Source organism: Winogradskyella ouciana, from assembly GCF_965284585.1.
GTDB lineage: Bacteria > Bacteroidota > Bacteroidia > Flavobacteriales > Flavobacteriaceae > Winogradskyella > Winogradskyella ouciana.
On sequence record NZ_OZ260095.1, the window covers coordinates 231,404 to 250,021 of the forward strand.

At 34.8% G+C, this 18,618-nt stretch carries 22 protein-coding genes; 15 read left to right on the forward strand and 7 right to left on the reverse strand.

The window, feature by feature from the left end; all coding sequences use genetic code 11:
• Positions 1-4 precede the first annotated feature (4 nt).
• The 3 genes from ACQ65V_RS01000 to ACQ65V_RS01010 are packed head-to-tail and all read left to right on the forward strand — an operon-like array spanning position 5 to position 5,740.
• Positions 5-3,457: a pyruvate carboxylase gene (locus tag ACQ65V_RS01000; RefSeq protein WP_430466554.1), complete on the forward strand. Its 3,453-nt coding sequence runs from the start codon at positions 5-7 to the stop codon at positions 3,455-3,457.
• Between the two features lie 55 nt (positions 3,458-3,512).
• Positions 3,513-4,469, forward strand: a complete 957-nt coding sequence (gene rlmF, locus ACQ65V_RS01005) for a 23S rRNA (adenine(1618)-N(6))-methyltransferase RlmF (RefSeq protein ID WP_430466555.1) — start codon at positions 3,513-3,515, stop codon at positions 4,467-4,469.
• A 35-nt stretch (positions 4,470-4,504) separates the two neighbouring features.
• Positions 4,505-5,740, forward strand: coding sequence for a DEAD/DEAH box helicase (locus tag ACQ65V_RS01010; RefSeq protein WP_430466556.1), 1,236 nt, complete (start codon positions 4,505-4,507; stop codon positions 5,738-5,740).
• A 38-nt stretch (positions 5,741-5,778) separates the two neighbouring features.
• On the opposite strand, the gene ACQ65V_RS01015 is transcribed toward ACQ65V_RS01010, so the two are convergent.
• On the reverse strand, positions 5,779-6,183 hold the full coding sequence (locus ACQ65V_RS01015; protein WP_430466557.1) for a hypothetical protein: 405 nt from the start codon (positions 6,181-6,183) through the stop codon (positions 5,779-5,781).
• 78 nt (positions 6,184-6,261) lie between these two features.
• Positions 6,262-6,846, reverse strand: coding sequence for an RNA polymerase sigma factor (locus ACQ65V_RS01020; protein WP_155089305.1), 585 nt, complete (start codon positions 6,844-6,846; stop codon positions 6,262-6,264).
• A gap of 144 nt (positions 6,847-6,990) precedes the next feature.
• Between ACQ65V_RS01020 and ACQ65V_RS01025 the strand changes: the two genes are divergently transcribed.
• From ACQ65V_RS01025 to ACQ65V_RS01035, 3 genes are all read left to right on the forward strand, one after another.
• Positions 6,991-7,335, forward strand: coding sequence for a DUF6249 domain-containing protein (locus ACQ65V_RS01025; RefSeq protein ID WP_155089304.1), 345 nt, complete (start codon positions 6,991-6,993; stop codon positions 7,333-7,335).
• Positions 7,336-7,469: 134 nt separating this feature from the next.
• Positions 7,470-8,441 (forward strand): hypothetical protein, encoded by a 972-nt coding sequence (locus ACQ65V_RS01030; RefSeq protein ID WP_430466558.1) that lies wholly within the window; start codon positions 7,470-7,472, stop codon positions 8,439-8,441.
• A complete protein-coding gene (locus tag ACQ65V_RS01035) occupies positions 8,434-8,787 on the forward strand; it encodes a DoxX family protein (protein ID WP_430466559.1) in 354 nt (117 codons plus the stop codon). The genes ACQ65V_RS01030 and ACQ65V_RS01035 overlap by 8 nt, the downstream gene beginning before the upstream one ends.
• A gap of 38 nt (positions 8,788-8,825) precedes the next feature.
• Here the strand turns inward: ACQ65V_RS01035 and ACQ65V_RS01040 are convergent, their stop codons facing one another.
• On the reverse strand, positions 8,826-9,506 hold the full coding sequence (locus ACQ65V_RS01040; RefSeq protein ID WP_430466560.1) for a M15 family metallopeptidase: 681 nt from the start codon (positions 9,504-9,506) through the stop codon (positions 8,826-8,828).
• Between the two features lie 32 nt (positions 9,507-9,538).
• On the opposite strand from ACQ65V_RS01040, the gene ACQ65V_RS01045 reads away from it, so the two are divergent.
• The 9 genes from ACQ65V_RS01045 to ACQ65V_RS01085 all read left to right on the forward strand — a co-directional run bounded on the left by ACQ65V_RS01045 (position 9,539) and on the right by ACQ65V_RS01085 (position 16,212).
• A complete protein-coding gene (locus ACQ65V_RS01045; RefSeq protein WP_430466561.1) occupies positions 9,539-10,144 on the forward strand; it encodes an alpha-ketoglutarate-dependent dioxygenase AlkB family protein in 606 nt (201 codons plus the stop codon).
• Positions 10,145-10,518: 374 nt separating this feature from the next.
• Complete coding sequence (locus tag ACQ65V_RS01050; protein WP_430466562.1) at positions 10,519-11,445, forward strand: alpha/beta hydrolase family protein; 927 nt, start codon at positions 10,519-10,521, stop codon at positions 11,443-11,445.
• 287 nt (positions 11,446-11,732) lie between these two features.
• A complete protein-coding gene (locus tag ACQ65V_RS01055; protein WP_430466563.1) occupies positions 11,733-12,593 on the forward strand; it encodes an SPFH domain-containing protein in 861 nt (286 codons plus the stop codon).
• 1 nt (position 12,594) lies between these two features.
• Positions 12,595-12,780 (forward strand): hypothetical protein, encoded by a 186-nt coding sequence (locus ACQ65V_RS01060; protein ID WP_430466564.1) that lies wholly within the window; start codon positions 12,595-12,597, stop codon positions 12,778-12,780.
• Positions 12,777-12,935: a DUF4177 domain-containing protein gene (locus tag ACQ65V_RS01065; RefSeq protein WP_202913893.1), complete on the forward strand. Its 159-nt coding sequence runs from the start codon at positions 12,777-12,779 to the stop codon at positions 12,933-12,935. The genes ACQ65V_RS01060 and ACQ65V_RS01065 overlap by 4 nt, the downstream gene beginning before the upstream one ends.
• The gene (locus ACQ65V_RS01070) at positions 12,935-13,444 is read left to right on the forward strand and encodes a hypothetical protein (protein WP_430466565.1); all 510 of its coding nucleotides are present in this window, start codon (positions 12,935-12,937) and stop codon (positions 13,442-13,444) included. The genes ACQ65V_RS01065 and ACQ65V_RS01070 overlap by 1 nt, the downstream gene beginning before the upstream one ends.
• Positions 13,437-13,616: an Arc family DNA binding domain-containing protein gene (locus ACQ65V_RS01075; RefSeq protein WP_155089294.1), complete on the forward strand. Its 180-nt coding sequence runs from the start codon at positions 13,437-13,439 to the stop codon at positions 13,614-13,616. Before ACQ65V_RS01070 ends, ACQ65V_RS01075 begins: the two co-directional genes overlap by 8 nt.
• 510 nt (positions 13,617-14,126) lie before the next feature.
• Positions 14,127-15,437: a DUF819 domain-containing protein gene (locus ACQ65V_RS01080; protein ID WP_430468602.1), complete on the forward strand. Its 1,311-nt coding sequence runs from the start codon at positions 14,127-14,129 to the stop codon at positions 15,435-15,437.
• A gap of 64 nt (positions 15,438-15,501) precedes the next feature.
• Positions 15,502-16,212 carry a DUF4369 domain-containing protein gene (locus ACQ65V_RS01085; RefSeq protein ID WP_430466566.1) on the forward strand — a complete coding sequence of 237 codons (711 nt, stop codon included), beginning with the start codon at positions 15,502-15,504 and terminating at the stop codon, positions 16,210-16,212.
• A 98-nt stretch (positions 16,213-16,310) separates the two neighbouring features.
• Here the strand turns inward: ACQ65V_RS01085 and ACQ65V_RS01090 are convergent, their stop codons facing one another.
• From ACQ65V_RS01090 to idi, 4 genes are all read right to left on the reverse strand, one after another.
• Entirely contained in the window at positions 16,311-16,577 is a 267-nt protein-coding gene (locus tag ACQ65V_RS01090) for a hypothetical protein (RefSeq protein WP_273290478.1), read from the reverse strand.
• Positions 16,578-16,649: 72 nt separating this feature from the next.
• Complete coding sequence (locus ACQ65V_RS01095) at positions 16,650-17,621, reverse strand: type I phosphomannose isomerase catalytic subunit (protein WP_430466567.1); 972 nt, start codon at positions 17,619-17,621, stop codon at positions 16,650-16,652.
• Positions 17,622-17,625: 4 nt separating this feature from the next.
• Entirely contained in the window at positions 17,626-18,036 is a 411-nt protein-coding gene (locus ACQ65V_RS01100; protein ID WP_155089289.1) for a 6-pyruvoyl trahydropterin synthase family protein, read from the reverse strand.
• Entirely contained in the window at positions 18,033-18,560 is a 528-nt protein-coding gene (idi, locus tag ACQ65V_RS01105; protein WP_155089288.1) for an isopentenyl-diphosphate Delta-isomerase, read from the reverse strand. The genes ACQ65V_RS01100 and idi overlap by 4 nt, the downstream gene beginning before the upstream one ends.
• Between the last annotated feature and the right edge of the window lie 58 nt (positions 18,561-18,618).

Below are 18,618 nucleotides of genomic sequence, written 5' to 3' on the forward strand. Positions count from 1 at the left end.
CATCATGAAAATCAAAAAAGTCTTAGTTGCCAACCGAAGCGAAATTGCTATACGTGTCTTAAGAGCTTGCTCTGAAATAAATCTAGCAACCGTTGCGATTTACACTTACGAAGACCGTTACTCCCAACATCGCTACAAAGCTGACGAAGCCTACCAGATTGGTGAAAACAATGACCCTTTGAGGCCTTATCTCGATATTGAGGAAATTGTGGCTTTAGCTAAAGCAAAAAACGTAGATGCTATACATCCTGGCTATGGTTTTTTATCTGAAAACTCAGAATTTGCCAGACGTTGTGCCGAAAATGGAATCATCTTTATTGGCCCAGACCCTGAAGTTATGGATGCGCTTGGTGATAAGATTACAGCTAAAAAAATTGCCGTAAAATGTAACGTACCTATTATTGAAAGTAATAAAGATGATTTAACATCTGTTGACGTTGCAATTTCTGAAGCGAATAGAATTGGATATCCAGTAATGCTAAAAGCTGCATCTGGAGGTGGTGGTAGAGGAATGCGTGTTATTAGAACCAGTGAAGATTTAGAATCGAATTTCAATTCGGCGCGTAACGAAGCACTTAATGCCTTTGGTGATGACACCATGTTTTTGGAGAAATATGTTGAAAATCCTAAGCATATCGAAGTTCAAATCGTTGCAGACAGACATGGTAATATTCGTCATTTATTTGAGCGTGATTGTTCTGTACAACGTCGCCATCAAAAAGTAGTTGAAGTAGCTCCATCTTACAATGTTTCACAAAAGGTAAAAGATGCGTTGTATAAATATGCAGTTGATATCACTTCAGAAGTTAACTATAACAATATTGGTACGGTTGAATTTTTGGTCGATCAACAAGATAACATTTACTTTATCGAAGTGAATCCTAGAATTCAAGTTGAGCATACGGTTACTGAAATGGTTACTGGTATTGACTTAGTAAAATCACAAATTTTTATTGCTGGAGGTTATAAGTTATCGGATAAGCAAATCAAGATTTACGATCAGGATAGTTTAGCCACTTATGGTTTTGCTTTACAGTGTCGATTGACTACAGAAGACCCTGAAAATAACTTTACACCAGACTACGGAGACATTACCACATACAGAAGTGCATCTGGTATGGGAATTAGATTAGATGCTGGTAGTATTTATCAAGGTTATAACGTGAGTCCATTTTTTGATTCTATGCTTGTAAAAGTTTCTGCTCATGGTAGAACACTAGATGGAGCTATAAGAAAAATGTCACGTGCACTAAAAGAGTTTCGAATTAGAGGTGTAAAAACTAATATTCATTTTTTACAGAATGTCATTCTGCACGAGACCTTTAGAGAAGGAAAAGTCAATGTGAATTTTATTCAAAATACACCAGAGCTTTTTGACATTAAGCTGCCTCAGGATAGAACCTCAAAAGCTTTAAACTTTTTAGCTGAAGTCATCGTTAACGGAAATTCGGATGTAAAATTTATTGATGAGAACAAAGTCTTTAGAGATGCCAAAGTTCCTAAGTTTAATTCTAAAGAAGATTACCCAAAAGGCACAAAGGATTTACTGACAGAACTCGGGCCAGAAAAATTTTGTCAATGGCTTAAAGACGAAAAGAAAATTCAATATACAGATACCACGATGCGTGATGCGCATCAATCACTTTTAGCTACACGTATGCGAACGTTTGACATGCTGAAAGTTGCTGAAAGCTTCGCGAAAAACCATCCCAATACCTTTAGTATGGAAGTTTGGGGAGGAGCAACGTTTGATGTGTGCTTACGCTTTTTACACGAAAGTCCATGGACGCGTTTAAAGCAACTTAGAGAAGCGGTTCCTAACATATTATTTCAGATGCTATTACGTGGTTCTAATGGTGTGGGCTATAAGGCTTATCCGGATAATTTGATTGAAAAATTCGTAGAAAAGTCTTGGGAAAACGGAGTTGATATTTTTAGGATTTTCGATTCGCTCAATTGGGTAAAAGCCATGGAACCAAGTATTAATTATGTTCGTAATAAAACTGGCGGAATCGCAGAAGCAGCCTTGAGTTACACAGGCGACATTTTAGATACAACACAGACTAAGTACAATTTAAAATATTACACACAACTCGCTAAGGATTTAGAAAATGCAGGTGCGCATATGATTGCCATTAAAGATATGGCTGGATTACTAAAACCTTATGCTGCAACTGAGTTGGTCACTGCTTTAAAAGACACAGTTAATGTGCCTATCCATTTACATACGCACGACACATCATCATTACAAACAGCAACATATCTTAAAGCCATAGAAGCTGGAGTTGATGTGGTTGATGTAGCTTTAGGAGGACTTTCAGGATTAACATCGCAACCCAACTTTAATGCAGTTGTAGAGATGATGAAACGACATGAACGTGAGCACGATTTTGACATGACTAAGCTCAATGAATTCTCTAATTTCTGGGAAGATACTCGTGAGATGTACTACCCATTTGAATCGGGTTTAAAGGCTGGTACAGCCGAAGTGTTTCAACACGAAATTCCTGGTGGACAATATTCTAACCTAAGACCACAAGCCGAAGCTTTAGGGTTGGGAGACCGTTTTGATGAAGTTAAACAAATGTATTCCCAAGTGAATGATATGTTTGGTGAAATCCCTAAAGTTACACCAAGTTCTAAAGTGGTTGGTGATATGGCTATTTACATGGTTACCAACAATCTTACACCAGAAGATGTAATGTCTCGTGGCAAGGAGCTCTCGTTTCCGGAGTCCGTTATCAGTTTCTTTAAAGGAGATTTAGGTCAACCTACTGGTGGTTTTCCAAAAGAGCTTCAAAAAATAATTTTAAAAGATAAAGAACCCTACACAGACCGACCAAATGCGCACTTAAAACCAATAGATTTTGACAAGGAGTATAAAGCCTTCAAAAAGAAATATCAAAAAGGATTTACCAGAGCCATTGAAATGGAAGATTTTCTATCCTACACCTTATACCCAAAGGTATTCGACAAAGCACACGAAAATTATAAGAAATATGGCAACGTGGCTTTAATTCCGACCAAGAATTTCTTCTATGGGATGAAGCTACGCGAAGAAACCTTAGTGACTTTAGAACCTGGAAAGACTGTTATTGTAAAACTCTTATCGGTTGGTATTCCTAATGACGAAGGCAAACGTATTGTATTTTTTAAAGTCAATGGCGAAAACAGATATGTTGAAGTATTGGATGCATCGCTTAACATTAAAAAACATGAAAATGTAAAAATAGATCAAGAAGACAACAGCCAAATCGGAGCACCTTTACAAGGCTCGCTTTATAAGGTTTTAGTTAAGAAAGGGCAAGATATTAAAGAGAACGACCCATTATTTATTATTGAAGCCATGAAAATGGAGACAACTGTAACTGCGCATAAAGCTGGCAAAATTAAATCGGTTACTTTAGGTGAAGGGAGTATGGTGAAGCAAGATGATTTGATTGTGACTATAGAATAAAAAGAAATATAACTGTTTCTTTTCAACTACCTTTGCATAAAGAAAATCTTTCAATTTGCAAAAAAAGAAACCGCATCCAAAAGTAAAATCAGAACTTCATCCCAGAAGCCAGCATAGAGAACGCTATAATTTTGATGCACTCATAAAAAGCTCACCAGAATTAGCAACTTTCGTTGCTCCGAATAAATACGGTGATAATTCTGTAGATTTTTTTAATCCGAAAGCTGTTTTAGCATTAAATAAAGCACTATTAAAACATCATTACAAGGTTGAGTTTTGGGATATTCCTAAACATTATTTATGTCCACCAATTCCAGGAAGAGCGGATTATATTCATAATATCGCTGATCTTTTAAAAGGTGATAGGAAAGAGATTCCGAAAGGCAATAACATTAAAGGACTCGATATTGGTGTAGGTGCAAGTTGTATTTATCCAATTATTGGCAATCATGAATATGGTTGGTCATTTATTGGAAGTGACACCAACGAGACTGCTATTATATCTGCTAAACAAATTGAGCAACGCAATTCTAATTTAAAATCTAACGTTGAAATTAGACGCCAAGAGCAAGCTAATAATTTCTTCCGCGGCATTCTAAAACCAGAAGAAAAAGTAGATTTCACCATGTGCAATCCTCCATTTCATGCCTCTGCCAGAGATGCTGAAAAAGCAAGTTTAAAAAAGCTAAAAAACTTAAAAGGAAAACGACCAAGTAAGGCACTTTTGAATTTTGGCGGACAAAACAATGAATTATGGACCAAAGGTGGTGAAGCTCGTTTTGTAAAAGACATGATTTACGAAAGCAAACATTTTGGCAAACAATGCTTTTGGTTTACTAGTTTAATTTCTAAAGAAGTGACCTTAAAACCTACCTACAAAATTTTACAAAAAGTGAATGCAACTGATGTAAAAACCATTGAAATGGGACAAGGGCAAAAAGTCAGCCGATTTATTGCTTGGACGTTTTTGACCGAACAAGAACAAAAGGATTGGGCTAATGAGCGTTGGTAAAACATTTGTTCTACCTTTGTCATAAATTCTAATAAATGTCCTTCAAAGACCTAAAAATTATAAAACCGTTACTTAAAGCTATTGAGGTTTCAGGTTATGTTGAACCTACCTTAGTGCAGCAACTTGCTATTCCACCAGTATTGCGAGGGAAAGATGTTATTGTTTCCGCACAAACAGGAACCGGAAAAACTGCTGCTTTCGCCTTACCGATACTACAACAATTGTTTGATAAGCAAGATGCACCCAAACGTGGTAAAAAAATCAGAGCTTTGGTTATTAGCCCTACACGAGAATTGGCCGTACAAATTCAACAGAATTTTAAAAACTATGCACAATTTTCTAATTTAAGATCTTTAGTAGTTTTTGGTGGTACTTCTATAGAACCACAAATTGATGTTTTGAAAAAAGGAATCGATATTTTAGTGGCAACACCTGGTCGTTTACTCGATTTGCACAAACAGGATTATATCAATTTAGATCATATAGAAACCTTGGTGTTGGATGAAGCCGACTTAATGTTGGCCATGGGTTTTATAGATGATGTGAAGAAGATTGAGCGTCTTTGCCCAGAAGAGAAACAAACTTTATTATTCTCAGCAACAATTCCTTATAAAATTGAAGAATTAGCCAAAACCATTCTTAAAAATCCTGAGCGTATTGATGTAACACCAACCAAATCTGTGGCTCAAGATGTAAGTCAAGTGTTGTATTATGTCCCTAAGCGAAGAAAAATAGAACTGTGCTTGCACTTGCTACGAAATGAAATTAAAGGCAATGTCCTCATTTTTAGACGTACCAAATTTGGTGTCAATAAACTCGAACAACGCCTTGCTGAAAATGGATACAAGGTGGATAGTATTCATGGCGATAAAAACCAAAGTGATAGACAAACCGCTTTAAACAAATTTAAAAACGGCTACGTAAAAATCCTTATTGCTACTGATGTAGCTGCACGAGGTATTGATATCAACGAACTCGATAATGTCTTTAACTTTGATATGCCAAATCAAGCTGAAACCTATGTGCATAGAATCGGTAGAACTGGTCGTGCTGGTAATATTGGCAAAGCCTACTCCATGTGCTCCGCAGACGAAAAAAGCTATGTAAAAACTATTGAACAGTACATTAATGTTCAGATTCCAATTGAGACCGAACATCCTTATCCTTTAGATCCTAAAGCCAAACCGATAGTACATAAAAAGAAAGGTAGTAAGTATAAAAAAGGACGTAAAAGTGTAGCTTCAAAGAAAAAGAAGAAGCGTTGGTACTAATCTGCCTAATAGGTCAAATAAAATTATTGAGTTAAAAACTAATAAGAGATTCTACTATTAAAATACTGTTTCAACAACGGAATTTGAACACCAACCATTATAGCAAACAATACTGTAGCATACATCAATGTACTGGTAAAATCAAAAGAGAAATTGTCTAATAAGCTAAATGATACATCAGGTAAATTATAGCGTTCAGAAAGACTCGTAGTGTCATTGGATTTTGAAAACAGCACATAACCAACCAATCCTACAAAACCAGAGACTATGAGCCACCAAACATACCTAGGAATTAAAGGTTTATAAACAATTGTTTTAGATTCTGATACAGCTTCAATTTTTGACATTACATTATCGGTAAAGTCAGCAGGTGCTTGTTCTAAGCTATCAGCAGACATCAACTTATTAACTAAATCTTCTATTCTTTTATCATCTTCTATCATAACTTCAATATTTTAAAACATTAGTTCTAATGCACTAACTTATTTAGATGGCAATAACCACCATTGACCAAATGCCCATTATGGGCTTCCATAGTTAATCATATTTTGTGGTTGCAAATACTGCTCTAAAATAACTGCCAGTTTTTTCCGAGCTCTAAAAAGCTTCACTTTTACAGTGTTGGCTTCAATATTTATAATCTTTGATATCTCTTCTAAAGATAACTCTTCAAAATAAAACAAGGTTAATAATGCACTGCTATCTTCCGGTAATTTGTCAATACAGTTTTTAATCAATACACTTCTTTCTTCATTAATGATATTGTCCAAAGCATTATCTATAGTATCGAGTTTATTAAAAGTAAATTCATCTATGGCAACATTATTTAGATGTTTCTTGTTCTTTTTTATGTTATCCAAACACGTGTTATAAGCCACTCTGTAAATCCATGTAGAAAACTTTGAGTCTCCTTTAAATTTGTCCAATGACTTAAATACTTTTATAAAGGTGTCTTGCGCCACCTCTTCCGCCTCTTCCTTATGCTTTAACATTCGTAACGCTAAAGTATAGACTAAGTCCTTATAACGATCAACTAGTTGCGCATAAGCCCTAGTATCGCCATTATTAATAGCATCTATTAATATGTTTTCGTCGTTGGTGGTCATTTTGTATTTAAGACGACTACATTATATATAAGGTTACACAAACTGTTGAAATTATTTTTTTTTGAAAAAACTGTAACCTAAATCAAAAACCTATCGTCATAAGCTATGAAACACATAAAATTAATCAATTAAAAAACAAACATTATGGATGAAGAAATTTTAATACCAATTAGTCTGTTCGCTGCTATTTTCGGAATGGTATATCTATACTTTTCAACACGAAATAAAGAACGTCTTGCCCTAATCGAAAAAGGCGCAGACGCCAGTATATTCAATATTGGAAAGCGATCTGGATCAGCCTGGAAGGTTGTTGTTATAAATATAGCCTTTCTATTAATGGGTATTGGTCTTGGGCTTTTCCTTGCAAATTTGTTAGAAAGCACTACAAATTTAGACGACAATGTTATTTATCCTGCTATGACCTTTTTAATGGCTGGAGTCGGACTTTACGTAGGCTTTACCCAAACCAAAAAAGCATTAGACAACTAATACTTAAACCTAATCAATCAAATAAGAAAGCGCCTCATTTATGAGGCGTTTTTTTGTGGCACAAATAATGTAGCTTAAGAATAATTTGCCTTGCTGAATTTATTTCAGCATCTTTAATTCCATAATAAGTTAAAATGTACAAATACCTATTCTTAATTTTATTTAGCCAATTAAGCTATGCCCAAATCACAGTGAGTGATAGCATCACAAAATATCCTGTGAGCTATGCCACTATCTCATTTGGTGACGGTAACGGTACTTTTGCTGATGATGAAGGTAAATTTTACTTCACAAAAAAACTATATCCAGATATTGATTCGCTTTTTATTTCGGCATTGGGCTTTAAGGATCTGAATATTTCCACAGAAAACTTACCGAATCAATTATTTCTACAACCACAAGCTGATGAGCTAGATGAAGTGGTCATTGGCACCAAACTCAACAGAAAATTTAAGGAAGAAAAACTTAAACCCTACCTTGATGATGATTACTATAATTGTTGGTTACCGACCATAGAATCTGAAATTGCGGTTTATTTTCCAAAAACTTCCAGTCAAGACCAAAAATTGACTTCGGTTATATTTCCTATTGCTTTGGAATCAAAAGATTGGAGCAAACGTAAACGTGCCAATAGTGACAAGAAGAAATTTTCAACCTTATTTAAGGTGAAGCTTTATGGAAACAACAACGGCAAACCTGGTAAAGTGCTGACTTACCAAACGATTGTCTTTAGAGCCACAGAAAAAAATGGGGATGCTTATGAGCTCAATGTTGAAGACTACGATATTTACATTCCAAAAGACGGTTTCTTTGTATCGTTACAAGTGATGGGTTACACGGATAAATTTGGAAAATTGCTACCAAATAAAAAGTACAAGGAAATTAAAACTAAGAATGGTGTGGTAAAGATTCCGACCAATTTTAGACCACTTCTACCCTTTATTGACGAACTAGAAACCAAAAACACCTATATAAAACGTGTATTTATCAATGGCAACAATTGGGTAAAGTTTGACAAGGGCAATGGTTTTAAATCGAGCTTATTGGACAAAGGCCTTTACAATTATGGTATTGGCTTAACCTACAAAACCTTTAAGGATGACTGAGCCAACAGGACTTTACATTATGGCAGCCATCTATATCTTGGCAGGCATCATGCATTTTGTGAAACCAAAAATGTATATGCGTATAATGCCAAGATACTTACCCAACCACAAAGCTTTGGTATTTTGGAGTGGTGTTACTGAAATTTTACTTGGTGTTGGCTTGTGCGTTCCTACATTGAAAACAATTGCCATTTATGGCATCATTGCCATGCTTACTGTATTTCTACTTGTTCACTTTTATATGCTATCGAGTGAAAAAGCGGCAGCTGGTTTCCCAAAGTGGATACTGATTTTACGGATTCCGCTTCAGTTTGGTTTAATGTATTGGGCTTGGGTTTATTTATAGATTGGTATTTGGTATTTGGTATTTGAAAATTCTCAAATTCATTCTACCTCAAAATCAAAATAAGTCTTAGGAAACGGTTCCCAACGTAAGGTAAAATGCCACCACTCTTTTGGGTAGTTTCTAAAATTATGTTTTAGCATTACCGTTTGAAGGAGCTGTCGGTTTTTTTTCTGTGCCTCTGTTATGCCTTCATAATTTACCCAAGATTGTTCTCCAAAAAAATCATAAGCACTTCCCATGTCCAAAGGTTCTCCGGTAATACCGTCGATAATGGTTAAATCTACAGTGCTGCCTCTGCTATGACCAGATCGTGATGCAATATATTCTTCCTTAAATAGGTTTCGTTTTTCTACATCTGGATAAAATTGGGCTTTATTTATGGTATCCTTTAACTCCCTTGCCCAACGAATAAAATGATTTACCGCACGTTGCGGACGGTAACCATCGTAAACTTTTAAGCATAGATTTTGACTTTGCAACTCCTCTTGAATGAGCTTTAATTTTTCAGCAGCCTGCTTGGTAAGTATCAGTTTGTTTGCCTTATAACCATCAATGGTATCACCAACAAAATTATTGGTCCCATAGTAACGTAACTCTACCTCTATGTCTGGTATCACGGATTTTACATACACAAAACTTTCAGGCAAACCTTGTTTACCATTGAAAGTCATCGCTAACATAGCTGTTACAAATAAAGATATGAGTATTTTATATTTCATATTGAAGCACTAATTTAGAGAAAAATTATACTATGGACTTGTTTTCTGAAGAGAAACAACATTTTAAATTACCAAATGCGGAACTGATCTACATTCCCAACTTCTTCAATACACAAGAATCCGACAACTATTTTAAATCCATAAAAGCTGAAACCGATTGGCAACACGATAATATTACTGTCTTTGGAAAAACCTATAAACAACCAAGATTAACAGCGCTATTTGGAGATACAGATCAACCTTATAGCTATTCTAATATCACAATGCATCCTCAACCATTTACTTCAACATTACAATCCATAAAGGACAAGGTTGAAGATTTTTCAGAAGAAAAATTCAATACACTTTTGATTAATCTTTATCGAGACGGTAATGATAGCAACGGTTGGCATGCCGATAATGAAAAGGAATTAGGCATAAACCCAGTCATCGCTTCTGTGAGTTTTGGTGAAGCACGTCCATTCCATTTTAAGCACAGAACCATAAAGCAAGAAAGGCACAAACTGATATTAGAACACGGTAGTCTGTTACTTATGAAAGGAGAAATGCAACACTATTGGCTGCATCAAATTGCGAAAACTAAAAAAGAGATTCAACCGAGAATTAATCTCACATTTAGAAAATTAATAAACCTATAAAAACAAAAAACCGGGTTCCCTCAAACCCGGTTTCTCTAATTTGCTTTTTAATATATGTTAGTAGATTCAGGGTCTCTAAGTCAACATAACATATGCAAATATTAATTAATTAATCCATTGAACTAAAAACTAAATTTTAGTACACTTCAAATATATAATTAGGTTTTAATTTCAACGTCTAAAAACACATTAAATCGATGAAATACATTTAATTTTAACATTTAAAGATGAAATAGTGCATTTCGTCGATAAAATGCAACTCGATTTAGTCCAAGGAATCACAAATCAAGAATAATAAATTGGTATAAAAATTGTTTTAGAGCTAAGAATTAATTTTAATATCCTGTAATTTTATAATCCTAAATTTTAAAAAAATGAAATATTATATATGGGTTCTGGCACTCTTTTTTTCAGTAGTAAGTTTTTGTCAAAATAAAAATTATGATGAAAAAGAAATTGCGGTTTCAAAATGGATAGATGGCACACTTCTTACTCCAAATGATAATGAAAAACCCAATTTGGCAATTATCATAGCTGGTTCTGGTCCAACTGATAGAAATGGAAACCAAAACTTTTTAAAAAGCAATGCCCTTAAGAAATTAGCCGAAAGCCTTACAAATAAAGGTATTGCTACATTTCGATATGATAAACGTATAGTAAAGCAGATTCGACAAGGCAAGGTAGATAAAGATATAATGTTTGATGATTTTGTCAATGATGCTTCAGACGTCATCACCTACTTTAATGAACAAGACGCGTATTCAAAAATTTATGTTATTGGCCATAGTCAAGGAAGCTTAATCGGTATGCTAGCGGCTAAAGAACATGCTGATGGATTTATATCGCTTGCAGGAGCTGGTCAAAATATTGGAGATGTTATTGTTGACCAGGTTACCAATATGGCACCTCAACTTGGTGAAGAAGCACAAAAAGTGGTGGATAAGTTAAAACAAGGAGAAACCACAACAGATTATCCAGCAGCATTAGCTTCAGTTTTTAATGCAGATGTTCAACCTTTTATGATTAATTGGATGGAATACAATCCTACAGAAATTATACAAGAGTTAGAAATTCCGATTCTAATTATTAATGGCACAAAAGATCTTCAAGTTTCAGAGGATGAAGCCCAACTTTTAAAGGAAGCTAATGAAAAGGCTGAGCTCAAAATCATTGAAAATATGAATCACGTTCTTTTTGAAATTGAAGGAGATAATCTGGAAAATTCAAAATCATACAATGAATCATTTAGGCCAATTTCTTCTGAGCTCATAGAAACCATTACCGAATTCATTATAGAATAATTCATCTGAAATAATAGAAATTAAAAAAGCATCTCAACCGAGATGCTTTTTTACTAACTAACCAACCAAACGTAATGTCGCGATTTTGTAGTATTGTTACGATTGTAACTATCGCTGTAATCATTACAATTAGTATATAGCAAACCACGTGCCAAACTTTATTTTTTAATTTTTTTATAAAAAATGTAACAAAAACATCTTTCCTTGCACCTATATGTTATATCTTTATGATATCATTTTAATATCATATTGAATTATTAATGATAAACCAATTAAATTCTAAGATCATGAAAGAAGAAAAAATCATCGTCCCAGCAAATGGCTACTTAATGCTATTTTTATTTGTTATACTCTTTTTTGGAAGTATAGCTACAATAATTGCCATGCAGACACCTTGGCCAGGAATAACCATATTCCTATCTCTAGTTATGGCTTTTGGGTTTCTAATGGTACAACCCAATGGGTCTCGTGTGTTATTATTATTCGGAAAGTATGTAGGTACTGTAAAGAAAAATGGCTTCTATTGGGTAAATCCGTTTTATACCAAAAAGAAGATTTCATTAAGAGCTAGTAACTTTGATAGCGAGCGTCTTAAAGTCAACGACAAACTTGGAAACCCAGTTATGATCAGTACTATTTTGGTCTGGCGCGTACAAAACACCTACAAAGCAGCTTTTGATGTGGATAATTATGAAAACTTTGTACGTGTACAAACTGATGCAGCTGTACGTAAATTGGCAAGTATGTACCCTTACGATAATTTTGCTGACGAAGGTGTTGATGAAGACATCACACTACGATCTAGTGTCAATGAAGTAAGCGAAGCCTTAGAAAGAGAAATTGATGAGCGTTTAACCATTGCAGGTATTGAAGTGCTAGAAGCTCGTATTGGTTATTTAGCTTATGCCAATGAAATTGCAAATGCCATGCTTAAGCGTCAACAAGCAACAGCCATCGTGGCAGCAAGGCATAAAATCGTTGAAGGTGCCGTTAGCATGGTAGAAATGGCCATTGAAGCACTAAATAAAAATGATGTGGTGGAATTAGATGAAGAGCGTAAAGCGGCTATGGTAAGCAATCTTATGGTTGTGCTATGTGGCGACAAAGATGCCTCACCGATTGTTAATGCAGGAACTTTAAGCCATTAAAATGAATAAGAAACAAATTTACAGTATTCCCTTAGGAAGCGCATTTGGTACAAGCATTGGCACCACTATTGGAGCTGTAATAAATGAAGTGGCAATGGGAACTGTCTACGGTTCTATGATAGGATTAGTTATCGGTGTTGTTTTGGCATTAGTAGTATTTAAAAATGATAAAACAGAGAATCTATGAAAGAATATAAAGTAATTCAACCTAAACTGGGCTTCAGACAAAGGTTTCAAAATTTTGAAGATTTATTAAACCAGCATGCACGTGAAGGCTGGATAGTTAAGCACATAGGGCAAGGTTGGTCTAGCGTAGTCTTAGAACGTGATAAAAACAGATAATGCGAATATTTAAAGAAGAACAACGATTTAAACAATTGTGGCTTATCATCTTAATGGTGATAAGCCTCTTAGTGCCTATTGGTCTCATAATTGCCGTATATATAAAAGACCCAAGTAGTTTTTCTGCCATTGAGCTTGTATTGCTCATCGGCTTTTTAGTGTTAGTTTCTACTTTAATATTTATGTTTAAACTCACAACCAGGATTGATGAAAAAGGTATTCATTATAAATTCTTTCCGTTTCATTGGAAATTCAAAACCTTAGAATGGCATGATATTAACGAAGCCTACGTGAGAACGTATGATGCCTTAAGCGAATACGGAGGTTGGGGATTTAAAGGCGGGCCACTTTGGAAAAAATCTAAAGGTAGAGCTATTAACGTTTCAGGAGATATTGGTATTCAACTGGAGCTAAAAAACGGAAAAAAACTGCTGATAGGTACACAAAAAAAAGCTGAGACGGAGAGTGTTTTAGCAAAATATAAAAACAAAATTGAGAATAATGTCTAAGAAAAAAGCCTTTGCATTACGAATTAATGAAGATATGCTAAAAGCTGTTGAAAAATGGGCTGCAGATGAGTTTCGTAGTACCAATGGCCAAATAGAATGGATGCTTATGCAATATCTCAAAGAGCATAATCGGCAACCCAAAAAGAAAGAGAAACCTACAGACGAAAAGTGATCAGAGATGGTCACTTTTTTAGTTTTAAATTTTTGTATTTTGCATTTCTAAACTAACTTCATGAATACTATCAACAAACTCTACTCCATATTAATCCTGTTCATATGTTTTTCTCTCAATACTAATGCCCAAACTATAACAATACGCAGTGTTGACGAGAACAGCTTTAGTAAATTTGCGATTCCAATTCATTTAGAAGTTGACGCTTTTACTGAGTATTCATTTACTATTTCTTCTAAAGACTCAATTGCAAAGATTAAAGATATTATAAACTTTGACGATGATGGTTTCACTGCTGAAATTAAGGACTATGAAGCCTTTATTAAGTATGGCACTAATAAAAATAGAAGATACGAGAGCACTAGTTCTACTCCTCTAAAAATTATAGATGTGATTGTAAAAGCAGATGAAAGCTTTATTAGTTCAAATATTTTAGAAATAAAAAATATAAACGTCAAAGATTATAACAAACCATTATCCGTTAATGTTATCAACGAGAAATCTACGGCAATTGTAAGGGCTCCTTTAGTAACAAAGGACACCATTGTCTTTGGTCTTTTGGTTTTGGCTTTAGGATTAGTTTTTATAACTGAATCAATAAAAAGTGGCTTTTGGAAAAAATTCTATCGAATTGTTCCTGGTTTATTTGTAGCTTATATGCTACCCGCAGTCCTTACGACTACCGGTTTAATATCACCTGAATGGGAAAGTGTTTCTGAAGATAACAGTTTGCTAAAACATAGTTCTAGTCTCTACTATGTCGCAAGTCGCTACTTATTACCAGCTGCACTTGTTCTGATGACCTTGAGTATAGATTTAAAAGCAGTCTTCAATTTAGGGTGGAAAGCACTTGTGATGTTCTTTACTGGTACTATAGGAATTGTCATCGGTGGACCTATTGCCATTTTATTAATTGCCATGGTTTCACCAGAAACAGTTGGAGGTGCTGGTGCAGATGCCGTTTGGAGAGGACTTTCTACCTTAGCAGGAAGTTGGATTGGTGGTGGTGCCAATCAAACCGCCATGTTAGAAATTTATGGATACAATCAAAAACTTTATGGTGGAATGGTTTTCGTGGATATTGTGGTTGCCAATATATGGATGGCCATAATATTATTAGGAATAGGAAAACGAAAAAGAATCAATAATTGGCTTAAAGCAGACACGTCTTCAATTGAAAGTTTAAAAGAAAAAGTCACTACATTTTCAGAAAAGGTAAAACGAAATCCTTCACTAACAGATTTAATGATCATAGTAGCAATAGCTTTTGGTACTGTGAGTATAGCACATTTGTGTGCAGGTTTCTTAGCACCATTTTTTGAAGGGGTTGTATCTAATATTCAATCTGAAACCACTAAAAATATATTCACCTTTTTAGGGTCGACATTCTTTTGGATGATAAGTATCGCTACTATCATTGCTATTTTATTGTCTTTCACTAAAGCCAGAAACTATGAAGGCGCAGGTGCCAGTAAATTTGGTAGTGTATTTATTTATATCCTCGTGGCAACCATTGGTATGAAAATGGATTTAACGCTCATTTTCGATAATTTAGGACTTATCGCCATCGGTGTAGTTTGGATGACCATTCACGCCTTATTATTAATCGTGGTTGCAAAGCTGATAAAAGCACCTTATTTCTTCCTTGCAGTTGGAAGCCAAGCCAATGTTGGTGGAGCAGCTTCTGCACCAATTGTAGCATCCGCATTTCATCCATCACTAGCTACCGTAGGTGTACTACTTGCCGTTTTTGGTTATGCCGTTGGTACCATTGCCGCCATAGGTTGTACAATTTTAATGCAATTAGCAGCAGGTGGCTAGTATTTTTAATTTCAAAATAAGATATTTGCGCTTCTATTTTCAAGCATAACTATTAAAACAAAACATGACGAAATTCAATAAAATTCTAAGTCTTTTAATCTTAATTTCTATGATCGTTTCTTGCGGAAAGGACAAAGAGACAAACTTTACTTTAAAGGGTAGTATCAAAGGATTGAAAAAAGGTGTGGTGTATCTTCAAAAGGATGGTGACTCCACGATAATAGATTTAGACTCCATGACGATTACTGGACAACCAGAGTTTAAATTACAAACAACTATTGAGGAGCCTATCCTACTCTATCTTAAATTGTTTAAAAATGATGGTGAAGAACACTATATTCCATTTTTTGCTGACAAAGGTGTTACCACAATTAAAACCTCATTAAATAAATTCAACTATGATGCTGAAATAAACGGCTCTAAACAGCAAGATTTGTTAAACGAGTACACAAAGGTTATGTCTAAATTCAATGACCAAAACCTAAGTCTTATTGAAGCCAATTTTTTAGCTCAGAAAGAAAATGATAGTATTGCTGTGGATTCATTAAATAAAGTATCCGAAACCCTCATGAAGCGCAAATACTCATATACCATACAATTTGCACTCAACCATAAAGATAATATGATTGCACCTTATCTGGCATTGTATGAAATTCCGTCTGCCAATCCTATTTATATCGATTCGGTTTACAATGGCTTAACCGAAGACATAAAGCAATCTTTTTATGGCAAAAAGCTGGAAGAGGTTATCGCTAACAGATCATCTGACGAATAATGAAATTCTGAAACAAGTTCAGAAGGACAGAACCAAAAACGAAAAAACCAATCACTTTCATGATTGGTTTTTTTTATAGAATAGCCTGTATGGGTCTATTATAATTTATTAATGCGATCTATTAACGCTCTACCTTTGGTTTCTAAATCATTGTTTATTGATTTAAAGTGTGCTTTAGGATCTTCGATGTCTCTTTCGTTGACACGCACTATCAACTCATCAAATCCAGCAATAGCATCATCGATGATGGCATTGCTTTCTTTAGTTGGTTTCTCTGCATTTTCTAACTCCCAGTAGTAAACCGCCTCAATGATATCTCCAAAAACATAATTAATGTCCTTTTTTAAATCTCTTTTATTTGCCATGATAATTTATATTAATTTCTTGTGCAAAGGTAATGAATCCTATGATTATATAATCGGCAATGCCTTATAGTTTTAAACATAGACCTCAAGAAGTTTTGCTCCCTTTGTTTTTAGTTTAAAGTCTTTTATAGCGGCCGGAACCAGTATGGTTTCCCCTTTAGAAATTACATCGCTTGTAGTTTCTGTTGACAATTCAACTTCACCGTCAACACACATATAAATGAGGAATGAGTCTTTTGTATTTGTCTTTTCAATTTCAGAATCGATGTCTATAAAGTTGGTTGTAAAGAAAGGGCGACTCACCATATTATTGGATACATTTTTTTGCTTTTCATAGTCAACTCTAAAATCATCTTTCATGTCGAACTTAAAGGCATCTATAGCAATATCATTATGCAAATCGCGTGCATTACCTTCATCATCTACTCTATCCCAATCATATACACGATACGTTATATCACTGGTTTGTTGAATTTCTGCCAACAACACACCTGCTCCAATCGCATGGACTCTTCCGGCTTCAATAAAATAAGTGTCGCCTTCTTTTACTTTATCGAAATTTAAAATCTTAGGCAGTGTTTTTTCTTCAAGATGCTTTAAGTAAGTGTCTCTGTCCATATCTTGATTAAACCCAACAATAAGATTAGCATCCTTATCTGCCTGCATCACATACCACATCTCTGTTTTTCCAAAAGAATTATGACGTTCTTTTGCCAAGTCATCATCAGGGTGCAATTGAATACTTAAATCCTGCTTTGCGTCAATAAACTTGATAAGCAAGGGAAAATCATTTCCAAAGCGTTTATAGTTTTTATGCCCTATTAAATCGGCTTTATAAGCTTCTAGAATTTCTTGAAGACTTTGTCCTTTTAAATGACCATTTACAACTTTAGAAATATCACCAGGTACAGTACTCACCTCCCAGCTTTCACCCAATTGTTTAGAATTGGATTTTTTATTGAACAGCTGAATAAGTTTTTCGCCTCCCCAAATTTTTTCTTTTAAAATGGGCTGAAACTTTAAAGGATGTAAAGTGCTTTTCATAACATTACTCACCAGAATAGGTTACAAAATTACGTGGAGTTTCGTAAAGTGTTATTTCCAAATGGAATTTAGAATCTAATTTTGCCTTTATTTTATTATATATGACTACAGCTATATTTTCTGCGGTAGGGTTTAAATCTTTAAATTCTGGAACTTCAACATTAAGATTTTTATGGTCAAAGGCATCCTCAACTTCAGATTTTATGATGTCCTTTAAAATCTTCACATCGATAACATAGCCTGTTTCTGGGTCAATATCTCCAGTGACACTTGCAATTAATTCGTAATTGTGCCCATGAAAGTTTGGGTTGTTACACAGACCAAAAACTGCTTCATTCTTTTCATCGCTCCAATCTTTTCGGTAAAGTCTGTGCGCTGCATTAAAATGTGCTTTTCTGTGTACGGTTACCTTCATGTCTTATTAACGTTTATATATTCGTAAAACTTCTCAAATATAATTTTAAACCAAGCTGTGTATTTTTCTGGATTTAATGCCATATCCACTTTAACTTCTTCCAGTGGCATCCATTTCCAATCTGCGACTTCGTCTGTATTTATATTTGGTGCGTCGTTGTAATAACCAATCATTATATGGTCGTACTCGTGTTCTGTCAACCCATTATCAAAGGGTGCTTTATAAATGAATGATGTAGTTTCCTCCAGGTCCGTAACAAATCCCATTTCTTCTTGTAAACGTCGTTTACCAGCTTCTAAGTTGCTTTCACCGTCGCGTTGGTGACTACAACAGGTATTTGTCCAGAGTCCAGGCGAATGGTACTTGTGCATAGCACGTTGTTGCAGCATTAATTCATTTTTGTCATTGAATACAAACACCGAAAACGCACGATGCAATAATGCTTTTTCGTGGGCTTCCATTTTGGGCATAAGCCCTATTTGATTATCATTTTCATCCACAAGGATGACTTGTTCTTCTGTCATATTGCGAAGTTACTATCTAAACCTGAAACAAAAGTAAAGGATTTCATAAAAAATAGCC

Coding starts and splice junctions, on each gene's coding strand:
- ACQ65V_RS01000 (WP_430466554.1), top strand. CDS start 5: ATGAAAATCAAAAAAGTCTTAGTTGCCAACCGAAGCGAAATTGCTATA.
- ACQ65V_RS01010 (WP_430466556.1), top strand. CDS start 4,505: ATGTCCTTCAAAGACCTAAAAATTATAAAACCGTTACTTAAAGCTATT.
- ACQ65V_RS01015 (WP_430466557.1), bottom strand. CDS start 6,183: ATGATAGAAGATGATAAAAGAATAGAAGATTTAGTTAATAAGTTGATG.
- ACQ65V_RS01020 (WP_155089305.1), bottom strand. CDS start 6,846: ATGACCACCAACGACGAAAACATATTAATAGATGCTATTAATAATGGC.
- ACQ65V_RS01025 (WP_155089304.1), top strand. CDS start 6,991: ATGGATGAAGAAATTTTAATACCAATTAGTCTGTTCGCTGCTATTTTC.
- ACQ65V_RS01030 (WP_430466558.1), top strand. CDS start 7,470: ATGTACAAATACCTATTCTTAATTTTATTTAGCCAATTAAGCTATGCC.
- ACQ65V_RS01035 (WP_430466559.1), top strand. CDS start 8,434: ATGACTGAGCCAACAGGACTTTACATTATGGCAGCCATCTATATCTTG.
- ACQ65V_RS01040 (WP_430466560.1), bottom strand. CDS start 9,506: ATGAAATATAAAATACTCATATCTTTATTTGTAACAGCTATGTTAGCG.
- ACQ65V_RS01045 (WP_430466561.1), top strand. CDS start 9,539: ATGGACTTGTTTTCTGAAGAGAAACAACATTTTAAATTACCAAATGCG.
- ACQ65V_RS01050 (WP_430466562.1), top strand. CDS start 10,519: ATGAAATATTATATATGGGTTCTGGCACTCTTTTTTTCAGTAGTAAGT.
- ACQ65V_RS01055 (WP_430466563.1), top strand. CDS start 11,733: ATGAAAGAAGAAAAAATCATCGTCCCAGCAAATGGCTACTTAATGCTA.
- ACQ65V_RS01060 (WP_430466564.1), top strand. CDS start 12,595: ATGAATAAGAAACAAATTTACAGTATTCCCTTAGGAAGCGCATTTGGT.
- ACQ65V_RS01065 (WP_202913893.1), top strand. CDS start 12,777: ATGAAAGAATATAAAGTAATTCAACCTAAACTGGGCTTCAGACAAAGG.
- ACQ65V_RS01070 (WP_430466565.1), top strand. CDS start 12,935: ATGCGAATATTTAAAGAAGAACAACGATTTAAACAATTGTGGCTTATC.
- ACQ65V_RS01075 (WP_155089294.1), top strand. CDS start 13,437: ATGTCTAAGAAAAAAGCCTTTGCATTACGAATTAATGAAGATATGCTA.
- ACQ65V_RS01085 (WP_430466566.1), top strand. CDS start 15,502: ATGACGAAATTCAATAAAATTCTAAGTCTTTTAATCTTAATTTCTATG.
- ACQ65V_RS01090 (WP_273290478.1), bottom strand. CDS start 16,577: ATGGCAAATAAAAGAGATTTAAAAAAGGACATTAATTATGTTTTTGGA.
- ACQ65V_RS01095 (WP_430466567.1), bottom strand. CDS start 17,621: ATGAAAAGCACTTTACATCCTTTAAAGTTTCAGCCCATTTTAAAAGAA.
- ACQ65V_RS01100 (WP_155089289.1), bottom strand. CDS start 18,036: ATGAAGGTAACCGTACACAGAAAAGCACATTTTAATGCAGCGCACAGA.
- idi (WP_155089288.1), bottom strand. CDS start 18,560: ATGACAGAAGAACAAGTCATCCTTGTGGATGAAAATGATAATCAAATA.